Origin of the sequence: Labrys sp. WJW, from assembly GCF_001676615.1 — a bacterium.
GTDB classification, from domain to species: Bacteria; Pseudomonadota; Alphaproteobacteria; order Rhizobiales; family Labraceae; genus Labrys; species Labrys sedimenti.
Map to the genome: position 1 here is coordinate 152,842 of NZ_LYXZ01000022.1, position 25,943 is coordinate 178,784.

Annotated in this window: 21 protein-coding genes; 10 read left to right on the plus strand and 11 right to left on the minus strand. The window is 63.6% G+C overall.

The features are described from left to right. Nucleotides 1-111: 111 nt before the first annotated feature. Entirely contained in the window at nucleotides 112-1,515 is a 1,404-nt protein-coding gene (locus BA190_RS16060; RefSeq protein WP_068289251.1) for an amidase family protein, read from the minus strand. 187 nt (nucleotides 1,516-1,702) lie between these two features. Between BA190_RS16060 and BA190_RS16065 the strand changes: the two genes are divergently transcribed. Then, nucleotides 1,703-2,266: a chorismate mutase gene (locus tag BA190_RS16065; protein ID WP_156771535.1), complete on the plus strand. Its 564-nt coding sequence runs from the start codon at nucleotides 1,703-1,705 to the stop codon at nucleotides 2,264-2,266. A 104-nt stretch (nucleotides 2,267-2,370) separates the two neighbouring features. On the opposite strand, the gene BA190_RS16070 is transcribed toward BA190_RS16065, so the two are convergent. After that, nucleotides 2,371-2,784 carry a hypothetical protein gene (locus tag BA190_RS16070; protein WP_068289254.1) on the minus strand — a complete coding sequence of 138 codons (414 nt, stop codon included), beginning with the start codon at nucleotides 2,782-2,784 and terminating at the stop codon, nucleotides 2,371-2,373. A 21-nt stretch (nucleotides 2,785-2,805) separates the two neighbouring features. After that, nucleotides 2,806-3,999 (minus strand): NAD(P)/FAD-dependent oxidoreductase, encoded by a 1,194-nt coding sequence (locus BA190_RS16075; protein WP_068289257.1) that lies wholly within the window; start codon nucleotides 3,997-3,999, stop codon nucleotides 2,806-2,808. 189 nt (nucleotides 4,000-4,188) lie between these two features. On the opposite strand from BA190_RS16075, the gene BA190_RS16080 reads away from it, so the two are divergent. Then, a complete protein-coding gene (locus BA190_RS16080; RefSeq protein ID WP_068289259.1) occupies nucleotides 4,189-5,016 on the plus strand; it encodes a helix-turn-helix domain-containing protein in 828 nt (275 codons plus the stop codon). Nucleotides 5,017-5,124: 108 nt separating this feature from the next. Here BA190_RS16080 and BA190_RS16085 read toward each other — a convergent pair whose 3' ends face one another. From BA190_RS16085 to BA190_RS16105, 5 genes are all read right to left on the minus strand, one after another. Beyond that, nucleotides 5,125-5,334 (minus strand): hypothetical protein, encoded by a 210-nt coding sequence (locus BA190_RS16085; RefSeq protein WP_156771536.1) that lies wholly within the window; start codon nucleotides 5,332-5,334, stop codon nucleotides 5,125-5,127. Between the two features lie 102 nt (nucleotides 5,335-5,436). After that, nucleotides 5,437-6,402 (minus strand): sulfotransferase family 2 domain-containing protein, encoded by a 966-nt coding sequence (locus BA190_RS16090; protein WP_162275120.1) that lies wholly within the window; start codon nucleotides 6,400-6,402, stop codon nucleotides 5,437-5,439. Nucleotides 6,403-7,143: 741 nt separating this feature from the next. Continuing rightward, a complete protein-coding gene (locus BA190_RS16095; protein WP_245314747.1) occupies nucleotides 7,144-8,097 on the minus strand; it encodes a GNAT family N-acetyltransferase in 954 nt (317 codons plus the stop codon). 314 nt (nucleotides 8,098-8,411) lie between these two features. Then, the gene (locus BA190_RS16100; protein ID WP_068289270.1) at nucleotides 8,412-11,603 is read right to left on the minus strand and encodes an efflux RND transporter permease subunit; all 3,192 of its coding nucleotides are present in this window, start codon (nucleotides 11,601-11,603) and stop codon (nucleotides 8,412-8,414) included. 1 nt (nucleotide 11,604) lies between these two features. Beyond that, a complete protein-coding gene (locus BA190_RS16105; protein ID WP_245314748.1) occupies nucleotides 11,605-12,831 on the minus strand; it encodes an efflux RND transporter periplasmic adaptor subunit in 1,227 nt (408 codons plus the stop codon). Nucleotides 12,832-13,180: 349 nt separating this feature from the next. On the opposite strand from BA190_RS16105, the gene BA190_RS16110 reads away from it, so the two are divergent. Next, complete coding sequence (locus tag BA190_RS16110) at nucleotides 13,181-13,966, plus strand: SDR family NAD(P)-dependent oxidoreductase (RefSeq protein WP_068289276.1); 786 nt, start codon at nucleotides 13,181-13,183, stop codon at nucleotides 13,964-13,966. Nucleotides 13,967-14,047: 81 nt separating this feature from the next. On the opposite strand, the gene BA190_RS16115 is transcribed toward BA190_RS16110, so the two are convergent. After that, nucleotides 14,048-15,127 (minus strand): alpha/beta hydrolase-fold protein, encoded by a 1,080-nt coding sequence (locus BA190_RS16115; protein WP_068289279.1) that lies wholly within the window; start codon nucleotides 15,125-15,127, stop codon nucleotides 14,048-14,050. A 310-nt stretch (nucleotides 15,128-15,437) separates the two neighbouring features. Between BA190_RS16115 and BA190_RS36465 the strand changes: the two genes are divergently transcribed. From BA190_RS36465 to BA190_RS16130, 4 genes are all read left to right on the plus strand, one after another. After that, nucleotides 15,438-15,653, plus strand: coding sequence for a hypothetical protein (locus BA190_RS36465; protein WP_162275122.1), 216 nt, complete (start codon nucleotides 15,438-15,440; stop codon nucleotides 15,651-15,653). Next, nucleotides 15,613-17,037 carry an OpgC domain-containing protein gene (opgC, locus tag BA190_RS16120; protein WP_162275124.1) on the plus strand — a complete coding sequence of 475 codons (1,425 nt, stop codon included), beginning with the start codon at nucleotides 15,613-15,615 and terminating at the stop codon, nucleotides 17,035-17,037. Before BA190_RS36465 ends, opgC begins: the two co-directional genes overlap by 41 nt. Before the next feature lie 192 nt (nucleotides 17,038-17,229). Further along, the gene (locus tag BA190_RS16125; RefSeq protein WP_068289283.1) at nucleotides 17,230-17,673 is read left to right on the plus strand and encodes an RES family NAD+ phosphorylase; all 444 of its coding nucleotides are present in this window, start codon (nucleotides 17,230-17,232) and stop codon (nucleotides 17,671-17,673) included. 136 nt (nucleotides 17,674-17,809) lie between these two features. Then, entirely contained in the window at nucleotides 17,810-18,958 is a 1,149-nt protein-coding gene (locus BA190_RS16130; RefSeq protein WP_068289288.1) for an alpha-hydroxy acid oxidase, read from the plus strand. Between the two features lie 65 nt (nucleotides 18,959-19,023). Here BA190_RS16130 and BA190_RS16135 read toward each other — a convergent pair whose 3' ends face one another. Continuing rightward, the gene (locus BA190_RS16135; RefSeq protein ID WP_068289291.1) at nucleotides 19,024-21,153 is read right to left on the minus strand and encodes a glycoside hydrolase family 3 N-terminal domain-containing protein; all 2,130 of its coding nucleotides are present in this window, start codon (nucleotides 21,151-21,153) and stop codon (nucleotides 19,024-19,026) included. A 244-nt stretch (nucleotides 21,154-21,397) separates the two neighbouring features. Here BA190_RS16135 and BA190_RS16140 point away from each other — a divergent pair, with 244 nt between their 5' ends. The 3 genes from BA190_RS16140 to BA190_RS16150 all read left to right on the plus strand — a co-directional run bounded on the left by BA190_RS16140 (nucleotide 21,398) and on the right by BA190_RS16150 (nucleotide 25,144). Beyond that, nucleotides 21,398-22,726 (plus strand): glycoside hydrolase family 15 protein, encoded by a 1,329-nt coding sequence (locus BA190_RS16140; protein WP_068289294.1) that lies wholly within the window; start codon nucleotides 21,398-21,400, stop codon nucleotides 22,724-22,726. 137 nt (nucleotides 22,727-22,863) lie between these two features. Then, nucleotides 22,864-23,970 (plus strand): agmatine deiminase, encoded by a 1,107-nt coding sequence (aguA, locus tag BA190_RS16145; protein ID WP_068289297.1) that lies wholly within the window; start codon nucleotides 22,864-22,866, stop codon nucleotides 23,968-23,970. 70 nt (nucleotides 23,971-24,040) lie between these two features. Next, nucleotides 24,041-25,144 carry a polyamine ABC transporter substrate-binding protein gene (locus tag BA190_RS16150; RefSeq protein ID WP_068289534.1) on the plus strand — a complete coding sequence of 368 codons (1,104 nt, stop codon included), beginning with the start codon at nucleotides 24,041-24,043 and terminating at the stop codon, nucleotides 25,142-25,144. A 20-nt stretch (nucleotides 25,145-25,164) separates the two neighbouring features. On the opposite strand, the gene BA190_RS16155 is transcribed toward BA190_RS16150, so the two are convergent. After that, on the minus strand, nucleotides 25,165-25,917 hold the full coding sequence (locus BA190_RS16155) for a LuxR C-terminal-related transcriptional regulator (RefSeq protein ID WP_068289300.1): 753 nt from the start codon (nucleotides 25,915-25,917) through the stop codon (nucleotides 25,165-25,167). Nucleotides 25,918-25,943 lie beyond the last annotated feature (26 nt).

Genomic DNA, 25,943 nt, shown 5'->3' on the forward strand with positions numbered 1-25,943 from the left:
GAAATGATCTCGACATCGATAACCGAAAGATCACCTGCCGAGCCTTCGGCCTTCGCCAGGGACCCCGTGGGTACGAGCACTTCGACGAGATGGCTGCGTGCGGCAAAGGCCTCAGCCGCTGGCAGGATCCACGACGCTGGGTGATCCAAAGGCGGCTTCGATGACGGCACCTGCCGCAAGGCACAGGTCCTCGCGGAAGCGCGGCGCGAGCAATTGAACCCCCGTCGGGGTCCGCCCGCTCAATCCGGTAAAGACCGAGAGCCCCGGCAGACCGAGGAAGGGCACGCCGATTTGCGGGATCTGGGCGCTCCAGACCCGCTGGAATGCCGCCTGGCCCCTGAGGTCCAGATCATCCTCGAACGGCAGATCGGCTGATACCGGCAGCAACACGACCGGATAGGTCTCCATGAAGAGCTGCCACTGCCGGATCAGGGTGGCTCGCCGGGTCAGCGCCTGGGAATAGGAGGCGAGGGTGGTGGAGCGCCCAAGCGCCTGGTGACCCCGCAAAACGGTGAGCGCGCCCGGATCGCCTTCCTTTTCGGCCGCGGCAAGCTTGGCCTCGTAGCCTTCGCCGATCCAGAGCCGGATCTGCAGTTCGGCTGCTTCACGCAGCGGCGGCAGATCCTCGACCTCCTCGACGATCCAGCCGGCGGCCTCCAAATGCCGGGCGGCCTCGCGCAGCTTGGCGCGAATGGCCTCGCAGGTGCCGATCCTGCCCGGATCGAGGCAAAGAGCGACGCGTCTGGTGACGTCCGGCCCCGTCAGCGGCGCGGGCGCCCACCACGGATCGCGTGCGTCCCGGCGCGACAGTGCCTTGAGCGCAAGTCCGAGGTCGTCGATCGAGCGGGCCAAGGGGCCGGATACCGCCGTGATCTGGCCGCCGATATCGCGCTCGGGAGATGAGGCGTTGTAGGCCGCCACCCGTCCGGGCGAGGGGCGCAGGCCGTGGACACCGCAAGCATAGGCGGGATAGCGGATCGAGCCGGCTATATCGGTGCCATGCGCGATGGAGCCGATGCCGCTCGCGACCGCCGCGGCTGCGCCGCCGGACGATCCGCCGGGCGTCAGCGCGGGATCATGGGGGTTCTTCGTATGGCCGTGCAGGCGGTTGCTGGTGAACCAGCGATAGGAAAAAGCCGGTGTGTTGGTCCGGCCCAGCAGGATCGCCCCGGCCGCGAGCAGGCTGTCGACGACGGGGCTGTTGTCCGCGGCCAGCAGATCCTTCTGCAAGGTCACGCCGTTGGTGGTGGCATATCCCTTTTGGTCCACATTGACCTTGACGGTAACGGGGACCCCTGCCAGCGCGCCGCCTTCTTCGCCGCGGGCAATGGCGGCATCGATCCGGCCCGCCTGTGCCAGGACGTCGTCGGGTCGCATGTCGACCACGGCGTTGATCGACGGGTTGACGGCAGACAGCCGGTCGAGTGCTGCCGCTGCGACATCGCGTGCAGACACCTGCCTGGATTTGACGAGAGTGGCGATTTTCATCGCGTCCAAGCGCCAGAGTTCATTCATCGCGGTTTTCCGATTCCCTCAATCATGGCATGAAAGCAGAAATAGTGTCGGCTCGATGCCCATGGAGCAAGAAGGATCATGGCATTTCGCGTCGACGACGGGCGAATTCGCTTCCGCGATCGTGGAATAGGGCGAAGTGCCATTTGCACGATCAGCTTCAATCATCAATGAGGATCTTGGATTGAACATGTCGCGTATCGGATCGAATCAGGCAGCGGCATGGCTGTTGCCATTGCTGTTTGCGAGCCTGTTCTTGGCGGCTCAGACGAGTTCTTTTGCCGCCGGAATCACGCCCTTGGCGGAAAAGGTCGGCCATCGCCTATCCTATATGAAGGATGTCGCTGGGTATAAGGCGCAAAATCACCTGCCGATCGAAGATCTGGCCCAGGAAGCCAAGGTCTTGGCCAGTGCCAAGTCCGATGCGGAGAAACTGGGGCTGGATCCCGCCACGGTGGAGCCCTTCATCATCGCCCAGATCAATGCTGCCAAGGCCGTCGAATATCGCTATCTGGCCGATTGGCTGGCGCAGCCCGAGGCGGGCTGGCAACCGCGCCCGCTCGACAAGGTACGGCAGGACATCGCCCGGTTGAGCCAGGACATTCTGAGGCAGATGGCGCAGGACCTCAAAAGCGGACGGTTCACCTCGGATGAGCGTTCCAGCTTCTTCAAGGCAGTACACGAGCCCAATCTGAAGGAATCGGACAAGCAGCGATTGTTCAGTGCCTTGCTGGCGATAAGGCTGGCGAAGTAGGACTTGAGGGGCTGCGCGTAGCGCGTCCTCAGATCATGGCGGCCATGGGTTGCACTGACCGCGGGGAGGTGCTGCTCCCTCCGTCATAATGCAGGGCTGGCGGTTCACGCGGTTCCCCGTCCAGTCACGATCAGCCGCGCGGCGAGGGCCGTGGCTTCCTCGGAAGAGGCGGCAATTTCCATGGCGATCCCGAAGGCCTTGGTGGCCATCGCTGTCTGGGCCCGGAGCGCTACGCGCTTCAGGCGATCGGGCTCGATGGCGATCAAGGACAGGCAAAGCCTGCCGAGAGCCTGCTTGTTCGCCTTGAGCCAGATACCCCTGCGCTTGCGATCCTCATGGGCTTCTTCCGCATGACCGGCAGGAAAGACCACGACGAAGGGCTGGCCTTGCGCAAGAAGTGCCTCCATCTCGCTCATCCAGCGCCCGGCATAGCCCGGAACTATTGCCTCGGGCCGGGACCGAATGATCGGAAAGCCGGAAACGTCGTGGACGATGAAGGCCTGATGGTCGAATGGCATAGTCGATCCTCGGTGTCGTAGTCAGATGGCGGCGCGTTCGCCGAAAAGGCGTTGTGCACCCTGCAGGGAGGCCGCGATCGCCCTATTGGCCCGCCGGCGCAGATCGCCTTCATAGGCGGCAATCGCTGTCGGAAGTGGCGACTTGCCGGTAGCGGCCAGGCTCAACCAGGTGGCAAGATGCGCCGCATCATCGAGCGCCGTGTTGGCACCGACGCCACCGGCCGGGCTCATCGCGTGGATCGCGTCGCCCAGCACGGTCACGCGGCTCGGCGCCCATGCGGGCAGGGGGCCGGCACTGCGTATCGCAAGCGCAGCAATGGTCGATCGATCGGCTTTGGCAAACAGGGCGCGCAAACCACCGGCCCAGGAGCGGGCGAGGTACTGGACCCGAGCCGCCAGTGCCTCCCCATCCGCCTCGCGCAAGGTCGCCTCGTCCAGTCCCAGGCTCGTCCGCCGGCCAATGACGGCCCAATAGAGATAATCCGCGATCGGCGTGAGCCCCGCCGTATCCAGCGGGAGGCGAAAGGTCATGGCATCGACGATCACCGCGAAGTCATCGGCGAAGATCACGGACGTTCCGTCCAAGAGCGTGTCGGCAACCTGACCGTCGAAGGAGAGATGGGATTTGCCGTAGATGCAAACGGCGCCGGTATCCTTCGGCGCCAGCAGCGGCCAGCCTTGCCGACATACGGCGGAATTCACGCCGTCGGCGGCGACGAGGATGTCGGCTTCGCACGCCGTGCCGTCTTCGAATCCTATTGTAACCGCGCCCTCATCCCGCGTGTCGAAGCGGCGAAAGGCCTTGCCGAAGTGGACGCGGTCCTCGATACCGCACAGGAGAATTTCCCGAAGGGTGAGACGGTTGGCGCTGAGATCGCCGTCGCTTGATGGGTCTGCACCCACCGCCGAGGGGCGCCAGTTGCCGGAAGGGCGGCCTTCGACCGGCTCGAGTCGGGGATCGAGAAAACGTCCATTCGAGTGGTAGACGGCACAGGTCTGGCGAAAAAGCTGGTTCAAGTCGGATGTCAGACAGGTTGCCAGTGCCTGTTGACCCGTCTCGTCGATCTTGATCCTGTAGCCCTGGGTCCGGCTGTCTGCCGCCTCGTCCTTTTCATAGACATCAAAGGAGATGCCGCGCTGCTTCAGTCCTTGGGCGAGGCAGAGACCGCCCAGCCCTGCACCGATGATAGCGACATGAAAGGGCCGACGGGTCATGCAAAGCCTGTTCCGGAGCAGGCGTCCGCAGCCATGGCCACGTGCCTGCCCTCATTCCTGTTTCGATGCGTCCTTGCGGTTCAATGCCACTCGGCCGGGAGACGCTCCTGCATGTAGGTGACTAGGCTAGAGCGGCGCGGAAAATCCTGATAACGACATCTGGCCAAATAATAGTGAGAAGTGGCCAAGATGGTGCCTGATCTTCAGGGCATGGATTTCATCGAGCGGTCGGACGGACCGCCGCTGGTCGCGATATGGGGTGGCGAGGAGCCGGAAAGCCGGTATCGCCTGGGTACCCGTGAATATGATTGGCACAGCCATGTGCGCGGCCAGGTCTTTTGTGTCGAGAGCGGGCTCGTCCATGTACGCACGTCGCAGGGGTCATGGCTGCTGCCGCCTCACCGCGCCGGGTGGATACCGCCGGGAGAGGAACATTGGGCCAGCGTCAGCGGTGCCACCAGCGGTTGGAGCGTCGTCGTGGCTCCGGAGCAGACCCGGCAATTGCCGGACCGGCCCTGCGTCTTCGGCATCAGCGAGTTGATGCGGGCATTGGTTCGGCGCGCCGTCGCTTGGACGATGCTGCCATCGCTATCCCCCGAGCAGCAGCGCATCTTGCAGGTTCTGCTCGATGAGATCGCGCGCGCGCCGCATGAGCCGCTCCACCTGCCCATGCCATCCGACCCGCGGCTGGCGCGTATCGCTCGGGCTGTCCTAAGTGAGCCGAGCAGCACCCGCACATTGGAGCAATGGGCGACCTGGGGAGCGGTCTCCGCGCGGACGCTGCGCCGGCTGATGCAGGCCGAAACCGGCCTCGGTTTCGCGGCGTGGCGCCAGCAGGTCCGACTGACCCATGCCCTCGAAATGCTTGCCTGCGGGGAGCCGGTCGCCACCATTGCGGACGCGCTGAACTATGCCTCTCCCAGCAATTTCATTGCGATGTTCCGGCGTGCCTTCGGCGAATCGCCGGCGCGCTATTTCTCGGGACGCGGACCACGGGACTTCGAGAAGAGCGGCTAGGACATTTCAAGAAAGGTGGATGGAACATGCCATCGAGAAAACGTCCCGGTACGGCTTGTGGAACCAGCCGTATCGGGTGATTGCGGCTCTCCGGCGGAAGCGGCCGGTTTAGGCCGGCTGGCGCCAATGGCGATTCGACTGCCATCTCGGCTTGAAGTGCTGGCACCAATTGCCGGCACTCGGCGTCCAATGCTTGGGCAGGCGGCCGGCGCGGGCGCAATCGGTGGCGCTGTAGGGAATGCCGCGTTCCGTCGCGCAGGCACTCAGTCCGATTGCCAAGCTGGCGGCCATCGCGGCCAGAATCAGTTTCGTGCGCATGAACATTCCCTCACTTTCGCGACGTGCCGGTGAACCTGAACCGGACGCCAGGGGTCGTCAAGTCGCTCCATGTCCATGGCGTGGCCGTTGTTCGCGATTGGCCTATCCCGCGTGGGATCGCGCACGCATGTCGAAGAAATAATCGCCTGGAAATCTCTCTCGTATCGCCTGATAGAGCTTCAGGTCATGGCCCAGCCGGGGACTGAGGCGTTCGGTCACCTCGTTCCTGTCGAGCGCGGCCATCTCGTCCGATGCCGGTGTGACGTTGTCGACATGATGGGGCAGCTCCTTGCCGAGGTAGAAGCTGATCGCCTCCAGGCTCTGCTTGTAGTTTTCGACCGTGCCGATATAGGCAAAGTCGTTATCGACATTTTTCAGCGCCGTCTCGAATTGTGCCGGGCCGACTTTCTGCTGGTCAGGGTATCCAGCCAGATATCGCGTGCTGTAATTATCGAATGTCACGTCATCGACATTGTCGAACGCATCGAAGATCGATGAGCGGGCGACGATCCTCGGGTCCTTCACGACATATTTCATGTAGAGGTAACATGAGATGGCATGGTCGATCGGGTCCCTCACGATCGAGACATATTGGTGGGGCCTGCCGGAATGCCGGTGAAGCCCGTACATGTAGTGACCGAATACGATGTCGACGTCATCGAGGGCGCTGTTGCTGAAGGTGTCGAACTGCTCTTCATGCAGGCAGGGATATTGATGATAGACCTGCAGCAACTGGATATCCGGATCGCTTTGCAGGGCTCGCCGGGTGCTGGTTCCGGCCGTCTTGGGAATATGCATGAAATAGACGGCCGGTCGCGTCGAATGGGGCCGCGGATCATAACGGTGATAGCGGCGCTGAACCACACTGCCATTGACTGCGACCTCGATTAGGACGGTGCCGAGCTCGCCGATCAGATGTTTGCGGGGTTCGAAATAGACGTTCCAGCCGCGCGCGTAAGGCCGGTTGGTCGCGACGGGAACATCGGGTCGCTCACAGGTATCGACATAACCAAGCGGCTGTCGATTGACAAAAACGGAAAGTGAATCGATCGGCCGATGCGATGACACCCACCCTTCGATCTGGGTAATTCTATCACGCAGCGGATTTTTGTATTCCGTATCGATATAAGCAATCGCAGAATTATCCGTCATTGTTTCCATCTGGATCGTGTTTGGCCAACTCTATCTCGGAAAGCCCCATTTTGGACATATTCTCTACATGGTTGTTCAGTTTGTGCAAAGGAGAAATGAAGAAATGCGCATCCTTTCCCATGAAATCGGGGGGCTGTGCTTGCGATCTCGTTTGTGTGTGCCGTCGCTACTCAGAATGGTTGCGAAGATCGATGATGATTGCCGGGACGGGACTGCCTCGGAAGCTTATCCCGTTGAATTTCAACAGGAATATTGAAATGCAAGCGAGCGGGACGAATGTTCCCGGAAAGACCCCGGCATTTTTGACGGGTAGACTTGTGAGCTCCTTGCCGTAAGATCCTACCCAAGCTAGCAGGGGCGCCAAGGCTAGCGACTACGTTGTGGGGTTGTGGGTGTTCTTCTGCCAGGCGGTGCTTCACATAGCATCCAAGTGTAGATCTCACCTGTGAGAACTCGACGTTGATGAATTCAGGACCGGAGGAATTGAGTTGCAGGCTCATTCCTCCGTTTTCTGTTGTGGGTCCCGGTTCGATGCACCGGCCGCGTTCGGCCCTTATTATCGCCCGCTACGATCGCTTTTCCATCCGAACGGCACGCAACTGCTCACACCCGGCATGTGAACCGGCCCTCGGCGTTATGGCGCGTGGCACGCAGACATCAGCAAAACGCGTTGTAGACTTCCGGGTTGAAGCGGCGGATCTCGCGCAGGGTGCGATAGAGCGGCGTCGACTTGGAGACGATGTAGCGCGGACTCACGGTGCCGCCGAAGCCGGAGAACAGCAGCATCGAGCCTGAATTGACCACACCATCGAAGTCGAAGGTCAGGCCCCGGGCGACCGCCTCCCGGATACCATGCCAGAGCAGCATGGGGATGACGCCGTTCGTGCTGTCGGCCGACCGGGTCGACAGCAGGTAGTAATAGGCCTTGCTGTCCCAGGCACAGAAGATGGCCGCCTTGGCCACGCCGCCATCCCGGGCCACCAGGAAGTGGCCGCGTCTGCGTTCAAGGCTGGCTGTCGTAACCGCCTGGCAGGCCGCAAAATCGACATTGGCGCTTTCGTTGCGCGCTTCCAGATTGGCGCTCGCGAAGCGGAAGAAGTCCTCCGGATCCATGTCCTGCGAGACGAGGTAATGCTCCTCGGCCCGGCGGATCACGTTGCGCGTCTTGTCACGCATGCCGCGCCAGAGCTGTTGTTGTTCTGCCGGCTGGATCTCGAAGGTGAATTGTACCGAGACCTCGTAATTTTCGGCCTGGAAGGCGAGGGCATCTGAAATGCCCGCATGCATTTTCTGGCGAAAGGAGGCGATTGCCGGGAGTTTGCGCAGCAGTTCGCGGATGATCCCTTGTGTCTTCAGGAAGCGGTTCGGCTTCGATCCCTGGGATTCGACAACACCAGGACCGAGGAAATGCGTCATCGGCGGCATGTTGGCGCTCTGTAGGCCAAGGCGCGATTCCAGGACATAGGGCAGGCGTCCGACGGTACGCCCTCCTTCCTCATGTTCCACGAATTCGACTTTCCCCAGCGTAGCCGCGTTCAGCCACCAATCTTCATGGAAGACGGTCGGGATCAGGGGGTCGACAAGGATGCCTGATGTCGCTTTTTCCAACACGCTGCCGGTGACCCAGTATGATTGAAATAATTATCGAATAATCGCGGCTCCTTGGTCGTTTACAGAATGATTCAGGCGGCGGTCAAGATTGTGTCTTCGAGTTGACACCCAACCTCCAATAATAATTCCTGGGGTATTATCCTTTTTTGCACATTAAAAATATTTAATTAAACCAAAAGTATTAGATTGGGCCTGCAACAGGGTAATGCGCCCACCAAATTACCATTTCAGTTCTTTCAGTTGCCAGCCTGCGCATGAAAAACCCCGCCACGTTGCCGTGGCGGGGGGATTATGCGCTACGGAAGGAGCCCGACCTAGTGGGCCGGAGTGTCTCCCGCATGGGGTTTGCCCCCGAAACGCTGCTTCACCCACTCGCGCAAGCCCTGGAAGAAGACATAGAGCATCGGGATCAGGAAGATGCCGAGAACGGAGGCGCCCACCATGCCGGCGAACACGGCCGTGCCGACGGCGCGGCGGCTGACCATGGCGGCGCCGGTGGCGATCACCAGCGGCACCAGGCCGAGGATGAAGGCGATCGACGTCATCATCACCGCGCGGAACCGCATCTTGGCACCGAGGATGGCGGCATCCCGGATCGGCAGGCCGGCCTCGCGCTGTTCCTTGGCGAACTCGACGATCAGAATGCCGTTCTTGGCGGCGAGTGCGATCAGCACCACCAGACCGATCTGGGCGTAGACGTCGAGGGAGAGCGTGGCGACCGGCATCCCGGTTATCGAGCCGACCCAGGCCAGGAATTGCGGGACGAAGAGGATGCCGAGGAAGGAGGTGAACACCGCCACCACCACGGACAGCAACACGGGAACCGGGATCACCCAGCTCTCATAGAGGGCCACCAGGAAGAGGAAGGCGAACAGCACGGCAAGGCCAAGGATGATGCCCGTCTGGCCGGATGCCTGGCTCTCCTGATAGGAGGTGCCCGTCCATTCGAAGCCATAGCCAGGCGGCAGGGTCTTGGCCGAGACCTCGGCCATCGCCGCCATGGCATCGCCCGAGGAGATGCCCGCCCCGGGCGAGCCATTGACGCTCACGGCGCGATAGTTGTTATAGCGTGCGATCGTCTGAGGCCCGAGCTGGGTCGAGATCGAGGTGATGGAGCGCAGTGGCACCATCTCGTTCTTGTTGTTGCGGATATAGATCTTCCACAACGCTTCGGTATCGTTGCGATCACCGATCTCGCCCTGGATGTTGACCTGCCAGGTGCGGCCATAGAGATTGAAGTCGTTGATGTAGGCCGAACCTAGCGTCGCCTGCAGGGCGGCGAATACGTCCGACATCTGCAGCCCCAGGGCCTGCGCCTTGTCGCGATCGATGTCGAGGAAGATCGACGGGTTATTCGCGCTGAAGGTGGTGAACACGCGCGACAGTTTCGGATCCTGGTTCGCGGCCGCGATCAGGCCTTGCGCGACGCCGGCCATGGTTGCCGGCTCCGCGCCTTCCAGGTTTTCCAGCATGTACTGGAAGCCGCCCGTGGTGGACAGGCCGATGATCGGCGGCACGTTGAGCGCCAGCACCTGTGCGGTGTTGATCGACTGCGTGGCGCCAAAAACCTGCCTGATGAGGGTCTGAGCGGAATCAGCCGCCTTCTTGCGATCCTCGAACGGCTTCAGGCGCGCCACCATGAAGGCGCTGTTCGACTGGGCGCCACCATCGAGGAACGAGAAGCCGACGATCGCCAGATTGTCCTGGATCTGCGGCATTTTCTTGAGAATGCCCTCGACCTGCTCGACCACGGCGGTGGTGCGGTTGACCGAGGCACCGTCCGGCAATTGCAGGACGATGAAGAAGGCGCCCTGGTCCTCCTCAGGCACGAAGCCGGTGGGTGTCTTCTGCTGAAGGAAATAGGTACCCGCCGCGAAGGCGGCGACGGCAACCACGCTCAGCACGGAGACGCGGACCAGCCTTGTCACCACGGCGGCGTAGCCGTCGCGGACATTGTCGATCCGCCGCATCACCCAGGCCATGATGCCGCGCTTCTTGCTGTGGCGCAGGAAGACGGCGCACAAAGCGGGCGACAGCGTCAGGGCGTTGAGGGCCGAGATCAGCATGGCGGCCGAGATGGTCACGGCGAACTGGCGGAAGAGCTCGCCCGTCAGGCCCGGGATGAAGGCGATCGGCACGAACACCGACAGCAGCACCAGGGTGATCGCGATGATCGGCGCCGTGATCTGGCTCATCGCCTTCTTGGTGGCGGCGACCGGCGACAGCTCCGGCTCTTCCTCCATCACGCGTTCGACGTTCTCGACCACGACGATGGCGTCGTCGACGACAATGCCGATGGCGAGCACCAGGGCCAGCAGCGACACCGTATTGGCCGAATAGCCAAGCGCCAGCATGATGGCGAAGGTGCCGACGAGGCTGACGGGCACGGCGATGGCCGGGATGATGGTGGCGCGCAGGCTGCCCAGGAACAGGAAGACGACGACCACCACCAGGATGAAGGCTTCGATCAGCGTGCGGATCACCTCGCCGATGGTGTCGGAGACGAAGGTCGAGGTGTCGTAGACGATGGTGGAGGACAGCCCCTTGGGGAAATTCTTCTGCGCAGCGGCGAGGGTCTTCTGCACCTCCTGCGAGGTTGCCACGGCATTGGCGCCGGGCGACAGATAGATGGCGACCGCGACGGCCGGCTTGCCGTTGAGGCGCGAGGTGGTGTCGAGGTTCTGCGCGCCCATTTCGACGCGGGCGACATCACGCACGCGCAGCACCGAGCCGTCGGGATTGGCGCGCACCACGATGTTGCCGAACTGCTCCGGCGTGGTCAGGCGCCCCTGGGTCTGCAGGTTGAGCTGCAATTGCTGGTCCGCGGCCGCCGGCTGCGCGCCGATGCGCCCGACCGGCGCCTGCACGTTCTGAGACTGGATCGCGCTGGCGATATCGGAGGGCTGCAGGCCCAGATTGGTCATGCGCTGGGTGTCGAACCAGATCCGCATGGAATAGTTCTGCTTGCTGAACAGGCTGGCCTGGCCGACGCCGGGCGTACGGGACAGCCGGTCGAGCACGTTGATCGCCAGGTAATTGGTGATGAACAGCGGATCGAGCTTGGGATCGTCCGACGAGAACAGCACGAATTGCAGGATCGAGGACGAGCGCTTCTGCACCGTCACGCCCTGGGTTCGCACTGTGTCCGGCAGCTTGGCGAGCGCGGCCTGCACGCGGTTGTTGACGTTCACCGTGTCGATGTCGGGATCGGAGCCGAGCGCGAAGGAGACGGTGAGGCCGTAGCTGCCGTCATTGCCGCTGTTCGACTGCATGTACAGCATCTTGTCGACGCCGATGATCTGGGCTTCCAGCGGCTGGGCCACGGAAGACTCGACCACGGAAGCCGATGCACCCGGATAGGTGGCGCTGACCTGGACCTGAGGCGGCACCAGGTCGGGATATTGGGCGACGGGCAGGAAGCCCATCGCCAGCGCGCCCGCCAGGGTGATGACGATAGCGATGACGACGGCGAGGCGCGGCCGGTCAATGAAGACGGATGAAAACATCTTACTTGGCCGCCCCATTGTTGGAGGCGGGGACCGGCGAGGGGGCGACCTTGATGCCGGGACGGACCTTCTGGATGCCGTCCACGATCACCTTCTCGCCTTCGTTGAGGCCGGCCGAGACCATGGCGGTTGCCGGCGTTGTCTGGCCAAGCTGGACGCGCCGCTGCTCGACGGCGTTGTCGGGACCGACGACATAGACGTAGCTGCCCTGCTGGTCGGTCAGCACGGCACCGCGCGGAATGCCCAGAACCTGGATCGGCTCGACGCCCTCCAGCAGCACGGTGACGAACTCGCCGTCGATCAGCGGGCGGCGGTTGATCTCGCCAGGCGTGGCGCCGGAGACGGTGGGGTTGGCGATTTCGCCGCGCAGCGTCACCGTGTCGGTGCCGTTGGCGATGGTCGGATCGACATAATTGAGCTTGCCGTCCTGCTCATAGGTCGAGCCGTCGGGCAGCTTCAGCTTGATGCGCACGGCGGCAAAGCCGCCGCGGCTGCCGTAATATTTCGACATTTCCAGGAATTGCGGCGACGGCACCGGGAAGGTGACATACATCGGATCCTGGCTGACGATGGTGGCGAGCGTTCCCGAGGTCGGCCCGACGATGTTGCCGGTGGTGACGGCGTAGCGCCCGATCTTGCCGTCGATCGGCGAAGTGATGGTGGTGTAGTCGAGATTGATCTGCGAGGTGCGCAGCTGGGCATTCGCCCCCAGGATCTGGGCTTCGAGGGCCTGCTGCGAGGCGATCGCCGTGTCGACCGTCGACTGCTGGCCGGCAGGCGTCTTGAGCAGGGCCTGGGCGCGTTCGGTCGTCAGTTTCGCGTTGCGGAACTGCGCTTCATACTGGGCGATCAGGGCCTTGTTGACGTCGAGGGCGGCCTGGTAGGGCGGCTGTTCCAGCCGGAAGAGCACTTCGCCCTTCTTGACCTCGCGCCCTTCGGTGAAGGGGGTTTCCTCGAGCTGGGCGGTGACGCGGGCCACGATATTGACCCGATTGATCGCCTCGACGCGGCCGATGAATTGCTGGGTCTGGGTGATCGGCATCTTGGCGGCGACGATGAAGCCGACGGCCGGAGGACCAGCGTTGGGCATCTGGGCGGCGGCCGGCGAGACGAAAACCGGCACCATCGCGGTCGAGCCGAGCAATGCCGCGAGGGCGAGCATTGGTAGCGGGCGGGGCTGGGCGTAGGAATTGGAAGGAAGAAAACGCCGTAGGATTGCTGCTATCATCACGCGCCCTGTCGCAAGATGCCAGCTGCTGCGGCGCTTGGCATCCCCATCGCAGTGATGCGGCGCCACGAGACAAACTGGATCAAAATAAAAAACAAAAACAATTTAGTAGAATGAACTGCCCTTTTGGAAGCTCCATTGTGGCAGATCAATGGCTTCCGCGGCACAAACCGGCAAGCCAGCGTCGCTCCTGCCCTAAATGGGACATTTTTGCAACAGCACCGATGCCATCCGACTTGGACATGACCTTCAAAAGACGGGACAGGGCGGCAGAATCTTTCTACAGAAACTCGGCAAGAAAAGGTGAAGCGCTGGGTCTGGCAAGGACCGCCGGCGCAAGGGGGAAGTCATGAGTGATTTTGCCGGCAAGTCCGTGATCGTGACGGGCGGCAGCCTTGGCATGGGGCTGGCCTGCGCCACGCGCTTCGTGCAAGGCGGCGCGGATGTGCTGATAGTGGCCAATGACAGGGCCTCCATCGAGACTGCGCTTGCCAGCCTCGGCCCGCAGGTGCGCGGCCTGGTGGGCGATGTGCGAAAGGCGGCAGACATGCAGGCAGCCGCAGCCGAGGCGGCGAGCGCCTTCGGCGGCGTCGACATCCTGGTATGCTGCGCCGGCATCCAGCGCTATGGCACGGTGGTCGAGACGCCGGAAGAGGTCTGGGACGACGTGCTCGACGTCAATCTGAAGGGCATCTATCTGGCGGCCAAATACGCCATTCCCGAGATGCGTAAGCGCGGCGGCGGTGCGATCGTGGCGATCTCGTCCGTGCAGGCCTTCGCGTCGCAGACCTCGGTTGCCGCCTATACCGCCAGCAAGGGCGGCATCAACGCGCTGGTGCGGGCAATGGCGCTCGACCATGCCGGCGAGAACATCACCGTCAACAGCGTGTGCCCGGCTTCCGTCGATACGCCGATGCTGCGCTGGGCCGCCGATCTCTACAAGGGCGATTCGACCGCGGAAGCCACCCTTGCCGCCTGGGGCAAGGGCCACCCGATCGGGCGCATCGGCCAGCCCTGGGAGATCGCCGAGGCCGTCGCGTTCCTGGCCGGCGACAAGGCGCGCTTCATTACCGGCAGCGACTTCAAGATCGACGGCGGCGTGATGGCCAAGCTCGGCATCGTGCTGCCGGAATGAGGTTTTCCGGGGCGCGCTGAAGTCGTCCCGATCAGCGCGCCGGTCTCTTGAGCAAGCGAAGCGGAGGAGAGCCGAACCGGTTTATTTCACCACGGTCTCGCCGCCGGCCATCTTGGGCGCCGGCTCGCCGCTAGCGGCGCTCGGCATGGCGGGGCTCACCGCCACCAGGGGTGGAGCGGTCACCGGCGTGAATTTCGAATCCACGAATTCGAGGGCATCCTCGATGGTCTTGCGCCACAGCGACCAGGTGTGGTCGCCGTCGGTGACGCGGAATTCGATGTTGATCCTGTCGGCCATCAGCGTCTCGTAGAGGGCCATGGAGCCGCGCCAGAAATTGAGGCCGTCATGGTCGCCAACGGTGAGATAGATCGCCGGCAATTCGCTGCCGGCTTCGATCTGCCGGGCGAGCAGGGTAAATACATTCGCGTCATTGAAGCGCCGGGCGTCGAAGGGCGTACCGAAGGCACCGCCGAAATGGGCCCCCTCCGGCGGCAGATCGGGGCCGCCGACCACCGTGGCCTGATCGATGCGCTTGAAATAGCTGCCGCTGGCGCCTGCCCACGCCGTCATGGCCTGGGAGGTCGGGATGTTCTGCCACAGGGCGCCAGACAGGCTGGCGACCGCGACAAAGCGGTCCGGCCGCTTGAAGGCAAAGCGCAGCGCCCCGAAGCCACCCATGGAAATGCCGGCAATGGCGCGGGACTTGCGGGTGCAATGGGGGGCGAAGCGCTTCTCGAAAGCGGTCGGCAGCTCATTGAGGAGCGCGGTTTCGTAATTGCCCGGCCCCTTCACATCGGCGGAATCGACATACCAGCTGTTGCCGGCGGAGGGCATCACCACCAGCATCGGGTTGATGCGCCCGCTCTTGATCAGTCGGTCGAGCGTCACCTTGATGGTGGCAAGCGACGACCAGTCGCGATTATTGGCGTCGCGGCCATGCAGGAGATAGAGCACCGGCCAGCCGGTTTCCGGCGCAGGCAGGTCCGGGCGATAGACTGACACGGTCAAGGGCCGACCCAGGGCCTTGCTGGGAAAGGACATTTCCTCGAGCGTGCTTGCCTTGGCACCGGCGAGCATGGTCAAGCCGGTGAAAAGGCCGAGACAAAGCGCCACGGCCCTGCGGGCAACAGCAAAAATTCCTGCGGGTTCGGTGCGGACCATGCGCATTTCAAGCTCGTATTGTGCCGTGCGACAAGCGAATTCGTCGAAATCCGGCGATCGCTGCCCGCATCCATCGCATGGTTGCCGCGCTGAGGCCGTTTGACCAGCCTCTTATGACGGCAAGCTGTGTCACAAATTTGGAAAACAACGACAATTTCCGGCCGTAGCGTTGCAGGAGCGTCATTTTGTCGAACGGCGTGGCGATGATGCAACAGGGCATGCAACTTTTTGGCCGTAACTTCGTTCATCCCCCGTACAGGATGAGGCCGCCACTATGTCGTCAGGCTCCAAGAATCGCTTCTGAACTTAGTTGAGCGAGGTGCTGAAGGAAGGATGCCGAAATGCTGGCATCCTGTCGTGGCAATTCAAGCGCGCCGCGGCGACAGCAGTGATGGAAGTGGAAGGCGCGTATTATGGAAAATCAATTCAGCTTATTGAAGCTGTCACGGTCGATGCGCCCCTATCTGCTCACGGCGCTTTTGTTCGTGCCATGCTATTTTCTGCAGGCCTATCTGGGCTGGCATAGCTATTCATATTTTGTCTTTTTGCCGGCCGTTGTACTTGCAGAGGTTCTGTTCGGCTTCGGCATCGGCCTGTTTGCCATCCTGCTGACGGCCACCGTCGTCACGTTCCTGTTCATCCAGCCCTTCTATACGCTGTGGCTGGCCCCTGCCCAGCTTCCGGCGCTGGCTCTGTTCGCCCTCACGGCGATCCTGATCTTCGGCGCCTGCGAGGCGGTGCGCCTGCTGATCGACTATGTCACCGATCGCAGGCAGAACCCTCCAAAGCCCGTCGCAGCCAGCCCGGCGGTGAAGCCCAATCAGCGCGCCGTTTCCGTCGACATGTGGCGCGGCTTCGTGTTGTGCACGATCTTCATCAACCACATGCCCGGCAACCTTTTCGAGGTGATCACTTCGCGCAATTTCGGCCTGTCCGATTCGGCCGAGGCCTTTGTGTTTATGTCCGGCGTCGCCATGGCACTCGCCTATGGCCGCAAGTTCAATGCCGGCAAGGAGGCCGACGTCTCCCTGGCACTCGGCAAGCGGGCCGTGAAGCTCTATGGCGTGCATGTGCTGATGACGCTGGCCGGCATCGCGATCTTCGCGGCCGGTGCGTTGCATTGGCGGATGCCCGATCTGATGGCGATGCATGGCCGCGATCTCTACGTCCAGGACGCCGGCACCTTCCTGCTCGGCACGCTCTCGCTCGGCCATCAGATCGGCTATTTCAACATCCTGCCGCTCTATATCGCCCTGATCGCCCTGGTGCCGGCGCTGTTCTACCTGGCGCGGCTGCATATCGGCGTGATGCTGGCCGCCTCGGCACTGCTTTACGTCCTCGCCCGCCATTACGGCTGGAACCTGCCATCCTGGCCGGTTGCCGGCGGCTGGTTCTTCAATCCCTTCACCTGGCAGTTCATGATGGCGATCGGCATCGCCGTCGGCCTGTTGCTGCAGCAGGGCCGCCTCGCGATCTCCAAGCCCCTGTTCGCCCTTGCCGGCCTGGTCGTCTTCGCGGGTGCCTTCGTCGTCACCAATGGCTTCGGCCTGTCCTTCGGGGTGCGTGAGGCCGTCTATGGCTGGCTCGACCTCGACAAGACCAATCTCGGCCTTGGCCGCCTCCTGCATTTCCTCGGCATGGCCGCCTTTATCTACGGGCTGGGCATTTCGCCTAAGCTGGCGTCGCTGCGGGTGATGCAGCCGCTGATCATGCTCGGTCGCCACAGCCTGCTGGTGTTCTTCCTGCTCTCGCTGCTGGCCGGAGCCGGCCAGGTGGTGCTGATGACGGGCCATGACGCGCTCTGGATCCAGATCGCCCTCGTCTGCGGCGGCATCGCCTTCCTGTGTGCCGCTGCCAAGTTCAGCGAGGCCGAAAAGGCGGCCGGCGGCCCGGTGATGGTGCGGGGCTGAACCAGCCCCCGCCTCAGCCCAGCAAGGGCAGGATGGCCCGCGCCCCATCAACTCGCCGAGATAGACACCGAGAAGGAGGTGGCTGAAGATCGGCGTGCCGGCAGGATCGCTCGCTTTTCCATTGTAAAAGCCGGCGGCCGGGCTATCTCTCGGCGCCGACCTACTGCAGGCAATGAGGGAAGCGGGACCGACATGCGGCTATGGCGATTGGCGCGGCGCCCCTTCCTGGCTCTCGACGGCAGCGGCGCGGAGCGCCATGGCGCCCGTTGGACGTCGCCGGGCCGGCCCGTCGTCAACTTCGCCTCGGAAGCGGCCCTCTCCGTCCTCATCGTCCTGCGTTATTTGCCGCGGGATCTGGAAGGGATCGACCAGGACTACCTGTTGGGCTGGACGGAGACCGAGGAAGAACCGGAGGACATTCCCTTCACGCCGGATCCGGTCGAGAAGCGGGCGAGGGGAGATGCATGGCTATCCTCAAACCGCTCCTTGCTCGCCTCGGTGCCCTCCGCCGTCCTGCCGGAAGCCCGGCTCATCCTGATGAATCCGAGACATCCCAAGGCGGGCTCGATCGCGCCGCTGACGGTGCGTCCCTTCAGTTTCGAGCTGTGCCTCAGCCTGCCTCCCATGCCGGCCTAGGATCGATGCGACGTCCGCGACCGGATGGCGCACGCCGTCGTCCTCGGCTTCGTGTCGCGGGTTGCGACACGGCGTCTGGGCAATGATGAGAACCCTGTCCTAGAGTACGCGCGGGCCGAACCAATAGAGCAACCAGATGCGCCTCGGGCAGTGCTACAATTTTCACGATTTCCGTCGCATGGCCAGGCAGCGCCTGCCGGGACCGATCTTCGACTATATCGATGGCGGTGCTGACGACGAGGTGACCTATCGGCGCAACACCGCTGCCTTCGAGGCCTGCGACCTGGTGCCGAACGTGCTCCGCGGTGTGGCGGAAGTCGACATGTCCGTCACCGTGATGGGCCAGAAGCTGGCGATGCCGGTCTATTGTTCGCCGACGGCGCTGCAGCGCCTCTTCCACCATCAGGGCGAACGGGCCGTTGCGGCGGCAGCGGGAAAATACGGCACGATGTTCGGAGTGTCCTCGCTCGGCACCGTTAGCCTGGAGGAGGCGAGGCGGATCAGCGACGGGCCGCAGGTCTACCAGTTCTATTTCCACAGGGACCGGGGCCTGAACCGCGATATGATGGCACGCGCCAAGAGCGCCGGCGTGCAGGCGATGATGCTGACCGTCGACAGCATTACCGGCGGCAATCGGGAGCGTGACAAACGCACGGGATTCGCCATTCCCTTCAGGCTGACGCTCGCCGGCATGGCCCAGTTCGCGATCAAGCCGGCCTGGGCGATCAACTACCTGACCCATGAGAGCTTCCAGCTCCCCCAATTGCAGGAACACCTCAAGCTGGACGGCGGGGCCCTGTCGATCAGCCGTTATTTCACCGAGATGCTCGACCCGTCCATGTCATGGGACGATGTGGCCGAGATGGTCAGGCATTGGAACGGGCCGTTCTGCCTGAAGGGTATCATGTCGGTCGAGGATGCACGGCGCGCGGCCGAAATCGGTTGCAGCGCGATCGTGCTTTCCAATCATGGCGGCCGCCAGCTCGACGGCTCGCGCAGCGCCTTCGACCAGCTGGCTGAGATCGTCGATGCGGTGGGAGACCGGATCGACGTCATGATGGATGGCGGTGTCCAGCGCGGGACGCATGTCCTCAAGGCTCTGTCCCTGGGAGCGAAGGCCGTCGGGCTGGGCCGCTATTACCTTTTCCCGCTTGCCGCCGGCGGGCAGCCCGCAGTCGAGCGCGCCCTGGACTTGATGCGGATCGAGATCGAACGCGGCATGAAGTTGATGGGCTGCACGTCCATCGCCCAGCTCACACGCCAGAACATTCGTTTGCGTTCCTGACGAAGCGCCGAAGAACAAGCGCTTCTTCCCGATTCACCGCGTACCCATCAAAGCCGTCGCAGCTCTCACAGTTTGAGCGTCACCCGGGTGTTCAGGAGCTGGCTGCGCCTGGCGCTCGAGCCCAGCTTGATCTCGAAATCGCCGGCTTCCAGCACCGGCTGCAGGTCCCGGCCGGGGAAAGCCAGGTCCCTCGCCGCCAAAGCGATGGTGACGGTGCCGCTTTGGCCGGGATCGAGGCTGATCTTGGCAAAACCCCGCAGTTCCAGCAGCGGCCGGGACAGGCTCGCCACCAGGTCATGCGTGAACAGGAACACGGTCTCCTGGGCGGCCCGCTTGCCGGTGTTAACAACCGTGGCGCTGACCTCGATGGTGTCGTTGGGGCCGAACACGGTCTTGCTCACCTTCAGGCCGGACAGGCTGAAGGCGCCATAGGTCAGGCCATGGCCGAAGGGAAAGGCCGGCGCATTGGGAGCGTCGATATATTTGGAGGTGTAGTGGTCGTTCGGGTTGAAGGGGCGGCCCGTCGGGTATTGTTCGTAATAGAGGGGGGCCTGCCCGACCGCATCCGGCCAGCTCACCGGCAGGCGGCCGGACGGCGATTCCTCTCCCATCAGGAGATCGCCGATGGCGGGGCCGGCTTGTTCGCCAGGCCACCAGGCCATCAGCACGGCCGAGGCCTTGTGGAAGAGCCAGGGCAAGGTGAGCGGCCGGCCGGCGAAGAGCACCACGACCACCTTCTTGCCGAGCGCCAGGATGGCCTCGGCAAGTTCGCGTTGCTTGCCCGGCAGTTCGGGATGGGCGCGGCTGGCGGCTTCCCCGCTCATCGGTGCCGTCTCGCCCAGGCAGAGCACCACGGTGTCGGCAATGCGTGCCGCTTCCACCGCGGTGGCGATGCCGGACATGTCGTCCGAGCTGATCTTAACGCCTTCGGCCTGCGCCACGACGGTGGCGACCTTGCCGAGGCTGGTGCGCAGGGTGATGCTATCTTCGGCGACCGAGGCGCCACCCCAGGGGCCGCGCATGTCGGCCTGGGCGTCGGCGAGCGGGCCGATCAGGGCGATACGCTCGGTGCGCGTGAGCGGCAGGGCCTCGTTGTAATTGGTGAGCAGGACGCAGGATTTGCGTGCCGCGTCGCGGGCGACCTCGTGATGGTCGATCTTGCCGGCCATGGCGGCCAGGGGTGCCGTGCCGCGCCGATAGGGCTGGTCGAACAGGCCGAGCCGCTCCTTGAGGGCGAGGACGCGTCCTACGCAGGCGTCGATCTCCGCCATGGTGATGAGGCCACGCGAGAGCGCCTCCGGCAGATGCTTGCGATAGGCGTTGGAGACCATGTCGATGTCGACGCCCGCCCGCAGGGAGAGGGCCGCGGCTTCTGCCAGGTCGCCGGCGACACCGTGGTTCAACAGTTCGGCCACTGCGTTGTAGTCGCTGATGATGACGCCGTCGAAGCCGAGCTTGTCGCGCAGCCAGCCCTTGAGCAACGGCTCATGCGCCGTCATCGGCATGCCGGCCAGGCTGTTGAAGGCGGGCATGATCGCGGCCACCCCCGCCTTCACCGCCGCCTCGAAGGGCGGCAGATAGATCTCGTGCAGAGCCCGGTCCGAAATGTCGACCGAGGCATATTCGCGCCCGGCGACCGGCGCGCCATAGGCACAGAAATGCTTGGCGGTGGCGGCGATCGAGCCGATGGCGGAGAGATCCGAGCCCTGGAATCCCTTGACCTTGGCGATCGCCATTTCGGCATTGAGCCAGGAATCCTCGCCTGCGCTTTCGACGATACGGCCCCAGCGAAGGTCCCTGGAGACATCGATCATCGGGGCGAAGGTCAAGGCGAGGCCGTCGTTCCAGGCTTCGACGGCCGCGATGCGCGCCGTGCGGGCCCAGGCGGCGCGATCGAACATGGCGGCTTCCGCCAGCGGCACCGGGAAGGCCGTCTTGTGGCCATGGATGACGTCGAAGCCGAGCAGCAGCGGGATGCCGAGGCGCGATTCCTCCACGGCGATGCGCTGGACCTCGTTGACGTGATCGACGCCGACCATGTTGAGCAGATTGCCGATATCGCCGGAACGGATGGCGTCGGGCGAGTCCCCGCCGAGCAGGGGGCCGGTCACCGCATAGCCCGAGGCAACCATATTGAGCTGGCCGAGTTTTTCTCGCAGCGTCATCTTGGACAGCAGGGTCTCGATGCGGCTCATTACAACTCCTCGTTCGGCAGACTTTCGCCGATCGCCGGATCGGCGGGGCCGATGCGCAAATCAGCCTCTCTTTCCTGCTTAACGCCTCGCCGCTTCTGTTCAACCCCCACCTTGGGTAGCATCACCGGAACGTTTTGGGGTTGGGCGGAATCGCCAAGAGTGTAAAGACACGTCGGAACAAAGAGTTAGAGCAAGAATGACGTTTCCCGCTAACGTGTTTTGCTCAGGGAATCGGAGAGAGAAGATGAGCGTGATCACGGATCTGGATCGCTGGATCGAGCGGCAATACCCCATTGCCGTCCGGAACATGCAGCTTGCCATCTCCGCCACGGCCACTGTGAAGGAGCGGCCGGGCTTCGGCCAGACCGTGACTCCAGTACGGGGCTCGGTGGTGGCGTCGCCCGTGCCGGCCTCCTACGATCCGGATCCCGACTATTTCTTTCACTGGTACCGCGACTCGGCCGTGGTGATCGACGCCCTCCGGCAGATCGATCCCCGCTGGCTCGACAGCGACATGGCAGCGGCGCATTTCTGCGATTTCGTCGATTTCAGCCTGTCGCTCAACGCCCTCAGGGGCGCCGATTGGGTCGAGCACCCGGATTGGCGAGCCAGGGTCGCCGAGGACTATCGGCAATTCGTGCGCGAGGATGCGGATCTGGCCAGCGTGGTGGTCCGCGGCGAAACGCGGGTCAACCCGGACGGATCCCTCGACATCTCGCGCTGGAACCGCCCGCAATATGACGGTATCGCGGCCCGCGTGCTGACGGTGCTGCGCTGGGCCTCGGGCCGATCCTTCGGTGTCAGGCATGACGATGCCGTCGCGACCCTGCTGGACGAGGACATCCGCTTCGTCCTCGCCCATTGGCGCGAGCCGAGCTACGACATCTGGGAGGAGGAAAAGGCGCATCACTACTATACGCTGCGCATCGAGGCGGCGGCGCTGGAGGAGGGGGCCTCCTGGCTGGCGGCGCAGGGAGATGCCGCGACCGCCCAGCGCGCCCGGGCGGATGCCGCCGAGATCCAGGGCCGTCTCCATCATTTCTGGCAGCCCGAGGCAGGCTTCTACCGCTCCCGCCTGACCGAGGACGGCAAGCCGACGCCGAAGGATCTCGACATCGCCGTCATCCTCGCCGCGATCCATGCCGGCGGTGCCCTGCCCACGCATTCGCCCCACGACACCCGGATGGAAGCGACGCTGGATCGCCTCGATGCGATCTTCGAAGAGGACTATGCGATCAACCGAGGCCGGCCGGAGGGACGCGGCATCGCCCTCGGCCGCTACCGGGGCGACGAATATTACTCCGGCGGGGCTTATTACTTCTCGACGCAGGCGGCGGCCGAATTCTGCTATCTGCGCGCGGCGGCCCTGCGTGCGGCGGATCCTGCCGCTGCCGATCGCCTGAAGGCGCGCGGGGACGCCTATCTCGAGACCATCCGCGCCTTCACGCCCGATGACGGGGAAATGTCCGAGCAGTTCGACCGGGTGACCGGCGAGCATACTTCCGCCAAGCATCTGGCCTGGAGCTATGCCGGTTTCATCACGGCGGTGGAGGCGCGGCGAAAGGCGGGGTGAGCCGTCCGGCGCAAGCATGATTTCGATGACTTCTCCGGAAGACGCTCTATCCCAAATGGGACATGGCGTCGGCCCCGGCAGGGCTCCTACGATGACGGGCAAGCCGCTGAGGCGGTACCGGATCTGAGGGGAAGGCCTTGTCGAAGACGCTCACCACCACGCCGCGGCAGGATGGTTTCCGCGCGCCCGGCGAGTTCGAGCCGAAAGCCGGTTGCTGGCTGATCTGGCCCGAGCGGCCCGATACCTGGCGGCTGGGGGCCAAGCCGGCACAGAAGCTGTTCGCGAGGGTCGCCGCCGCGATCGCCGCAAGCGAGCCGGTCACGGTGATCGTCTCGGCGCGGCAGTGGCGTCATGCCCGGGCCTGCCTGCCCGACACGGTGCGGCTGGTCGAAATGTCGAGCAATGATTCCTGGCTGCGCGACAGCGGACCCAATTTCGTGATCAACGACCAGGGCGAGGTGCGCGGCGTCGACTGGAGCTTCAACGCCTATGGCGGGCTGAATGGCGGGCTCTATTTCCCCTGGGACCTCGATGACCAGCTTGCCCACAAGATCCTCGAAATGGAGGGAATGCACCGCTATCGCTCCAGCCTGATCGCCGAGGGCGGCGGCCTGCAATGCGACGGACAGGGCACGCTGATCACCACCGCGCAATGCCTGCTCAATGCCAACCGCAACGGCCATCTCGGCCTTGCGGCGGTGGAGCAGCAGCTCGCCGACTATCTCGGCATCGACACCATCGTCTGGCTGCCCCGAGGCTTCGCCTTCGACGAGACCGACGGCCATGTCGACGACATCTGCTGCTTCGTGCGCCCCGGTGAGGTGGTGCTGAGCTGGACCGACGAGAGAGACGACCCGCAATATGAGATCGTGCGCGAGGCCGAGGACGTGCTGCGCTCGGCGCGCGACGGCCGGGGCAGGGCGCTGAAAGTGCACAAGCTGCCCCATCCCCTGCCGATCGAGGTCACGGCCGAGGAAAGCGAGGGCGTGGACCAGGTCGAGACGAGCTGGGCGCGGCCGGCGGGCAACCGCATCGCGGCGAGCTACATCAACTACTATCCCGGCAACAGCGTGGTGGTAGTCCCCGAATTCGGCTGCGCCCTGGATCGTCCCGCCAAGGCCGTCCTGGCCGGGCTCTTCCCGGACCACGCCATCGTCGGAATCGAGAATTCCCGCGAGATCCTGCTCGGCGGCGGCAATGTCGCCTGCATCACGCTGCCCGTCTATGCCGGCCGTCACGGCTAGCGAGCTTCAAACCGGCCATCTCTGTTCCGATCCGATCGGAAGTGCCCTGGAAGCTGCCAAGGAGGTTCACATGCGCTCCCTGCTTCGTTCGATTGCCCTTGCTGCAGGTCTTGCCATTATCGGCTTCGCGCCGGTCCAGGCCGAGGACGAGACGGTAGTCAACGTCTACAATTGGACGGACTACATCGCCCCCGACACGGTGGAGAAATTCCAGAAGGAGACCGGCATCAAGGTCGCCTACGACAATTACGACGGCAACGAGATGCTGGAGACCAAACTGCTGGCCGGTCGTTCCGGCTATGACGTGGTATATCCCTCCGCCTTTCCCTTCCTCAGGAACCAGATCAAGGCCGAGACCCTGCAGCCCTTGCGGCGCGATGCCATGCCCAATGCCGCCAAGGTCGACCCTCAGGTGCTGGCCCTGATTGCAAAGGCAGACCCCGGCAACCAGCACGCCATGCCTTACATGGGCGTGACCGACGGCATCGGTTACAATGTCGAGGCCATCAAGCGCCGCATGCCGGATGCGCCCGTCGATTCCTTCGCCATGATCTTCGACCCGGCGATCGTCCAGCGCTTCGCCGATTGCGGCGTTGCCATGATCGATGCGCCGACCGAGGTGATTCCGATGGCGCTGGCCTATCTCAAGCTCGATCCGCATTCGACCGCTCCGGACGATCTCGCCAAGGCCGAGACCCTGCTGAAGAAGGTGCGGCCCTTCATCCGCTATTTCCATTCCTCGCGCTACATCAACGATCTGGCCAATGGCGACATTTGCCTGGCGCTGGGCTGGTCAGGCGATATCCTGCAGGCCAAGACGCGCGGAGCGGCGGCGGCCAAGCCGGTCGAGGTGGCCTATGCCATTCCGCGGGAGGGCACGCTGGTGAATTTCGACACCATGGCCGTGCCCAAGGACGCGCCGCATCCCGACAACGCCATGCGCTGGATCGACTTCAATCTTCGGCCGGACATCGCGGCGGCCAATTCCAATTTCATATCCTATGCCAATGCGGTGCCGGAAGCGCGGCCATTGCTGACCGAGGCGATTGCCAAGGACCCCGGCATCTATCCGCCGGAGGACGTGAAGGCGCGGCTGTTCGTGGTGACCAATTCCGACGTGGCGGTGCTGCGCCGCCAGACCAGGGCCTGGACGCGGATCCTGACGGGGCAGTGAAGCTGTCGTGAGAAGACGCCTCAGAGCGAGCGCCTGCCGCCTTCGCCGGCAAGCAGTTCGACCTGGGAGTGCACACCCAGCTTGGCATAGATGCTTTTGATGTGGTTGCGGACGGTGCCGGGCGATATGACAAGCCTGCGGGCGATGGATTTGGCGCAGCCGCCTTCCAGCAAGAGGTCCAGGATCTGCCGTTCCCGGGCGCTCAGCCCGGTCTCGCCGCCGATACGGCCAGTCCGGTCGCCAGCCTGCCATAGCCGCCAAAGCCGTTCCAGCACCAACCGGATGCCATCGCCGGCCCCCTCGGCCAGTGCGAGGTCGGCAGGGATGAAGCCGGGGCTTCCCCGATGGCGGAAGAAGGTCACATAGCCCGCGGCGACGGGTGAAAGATTGAACACGCCGGTGATCTCGTCGATGGTCTGCGACGGCCGGTAGAAGTCCCGATAATAGGGCGTCTTCTCGAAATGGAAGCTGTCGAAGCTGGACAGGGGCAGCAGGAAATCGTGCCGCGTGGCAGCGAATTTCTGGAAGAAGGGATCCTGGCGAAAGAGGCCCCTGTCATATTGGCGGTTCCAGCGGTCGGGCCGGTCGCCGTCGATGGTGACGCAGGCGCCTTCCCGCAAGTAGAGGCCGACATGGCAGCTGTCCGCCGCCAGGAGGTTGCGTGCGCCCGGTGCGAAGCGAACCGCCAACTGCGCCGGGGAGGTCGCGGCGAATGCCTCGGCGAGGCCGCGATTCCACTGCACAAAGCGGGACAGAGGGAGCCCTGGTTCCATGGCACGGCCATCGCCTGTGGTTCGAG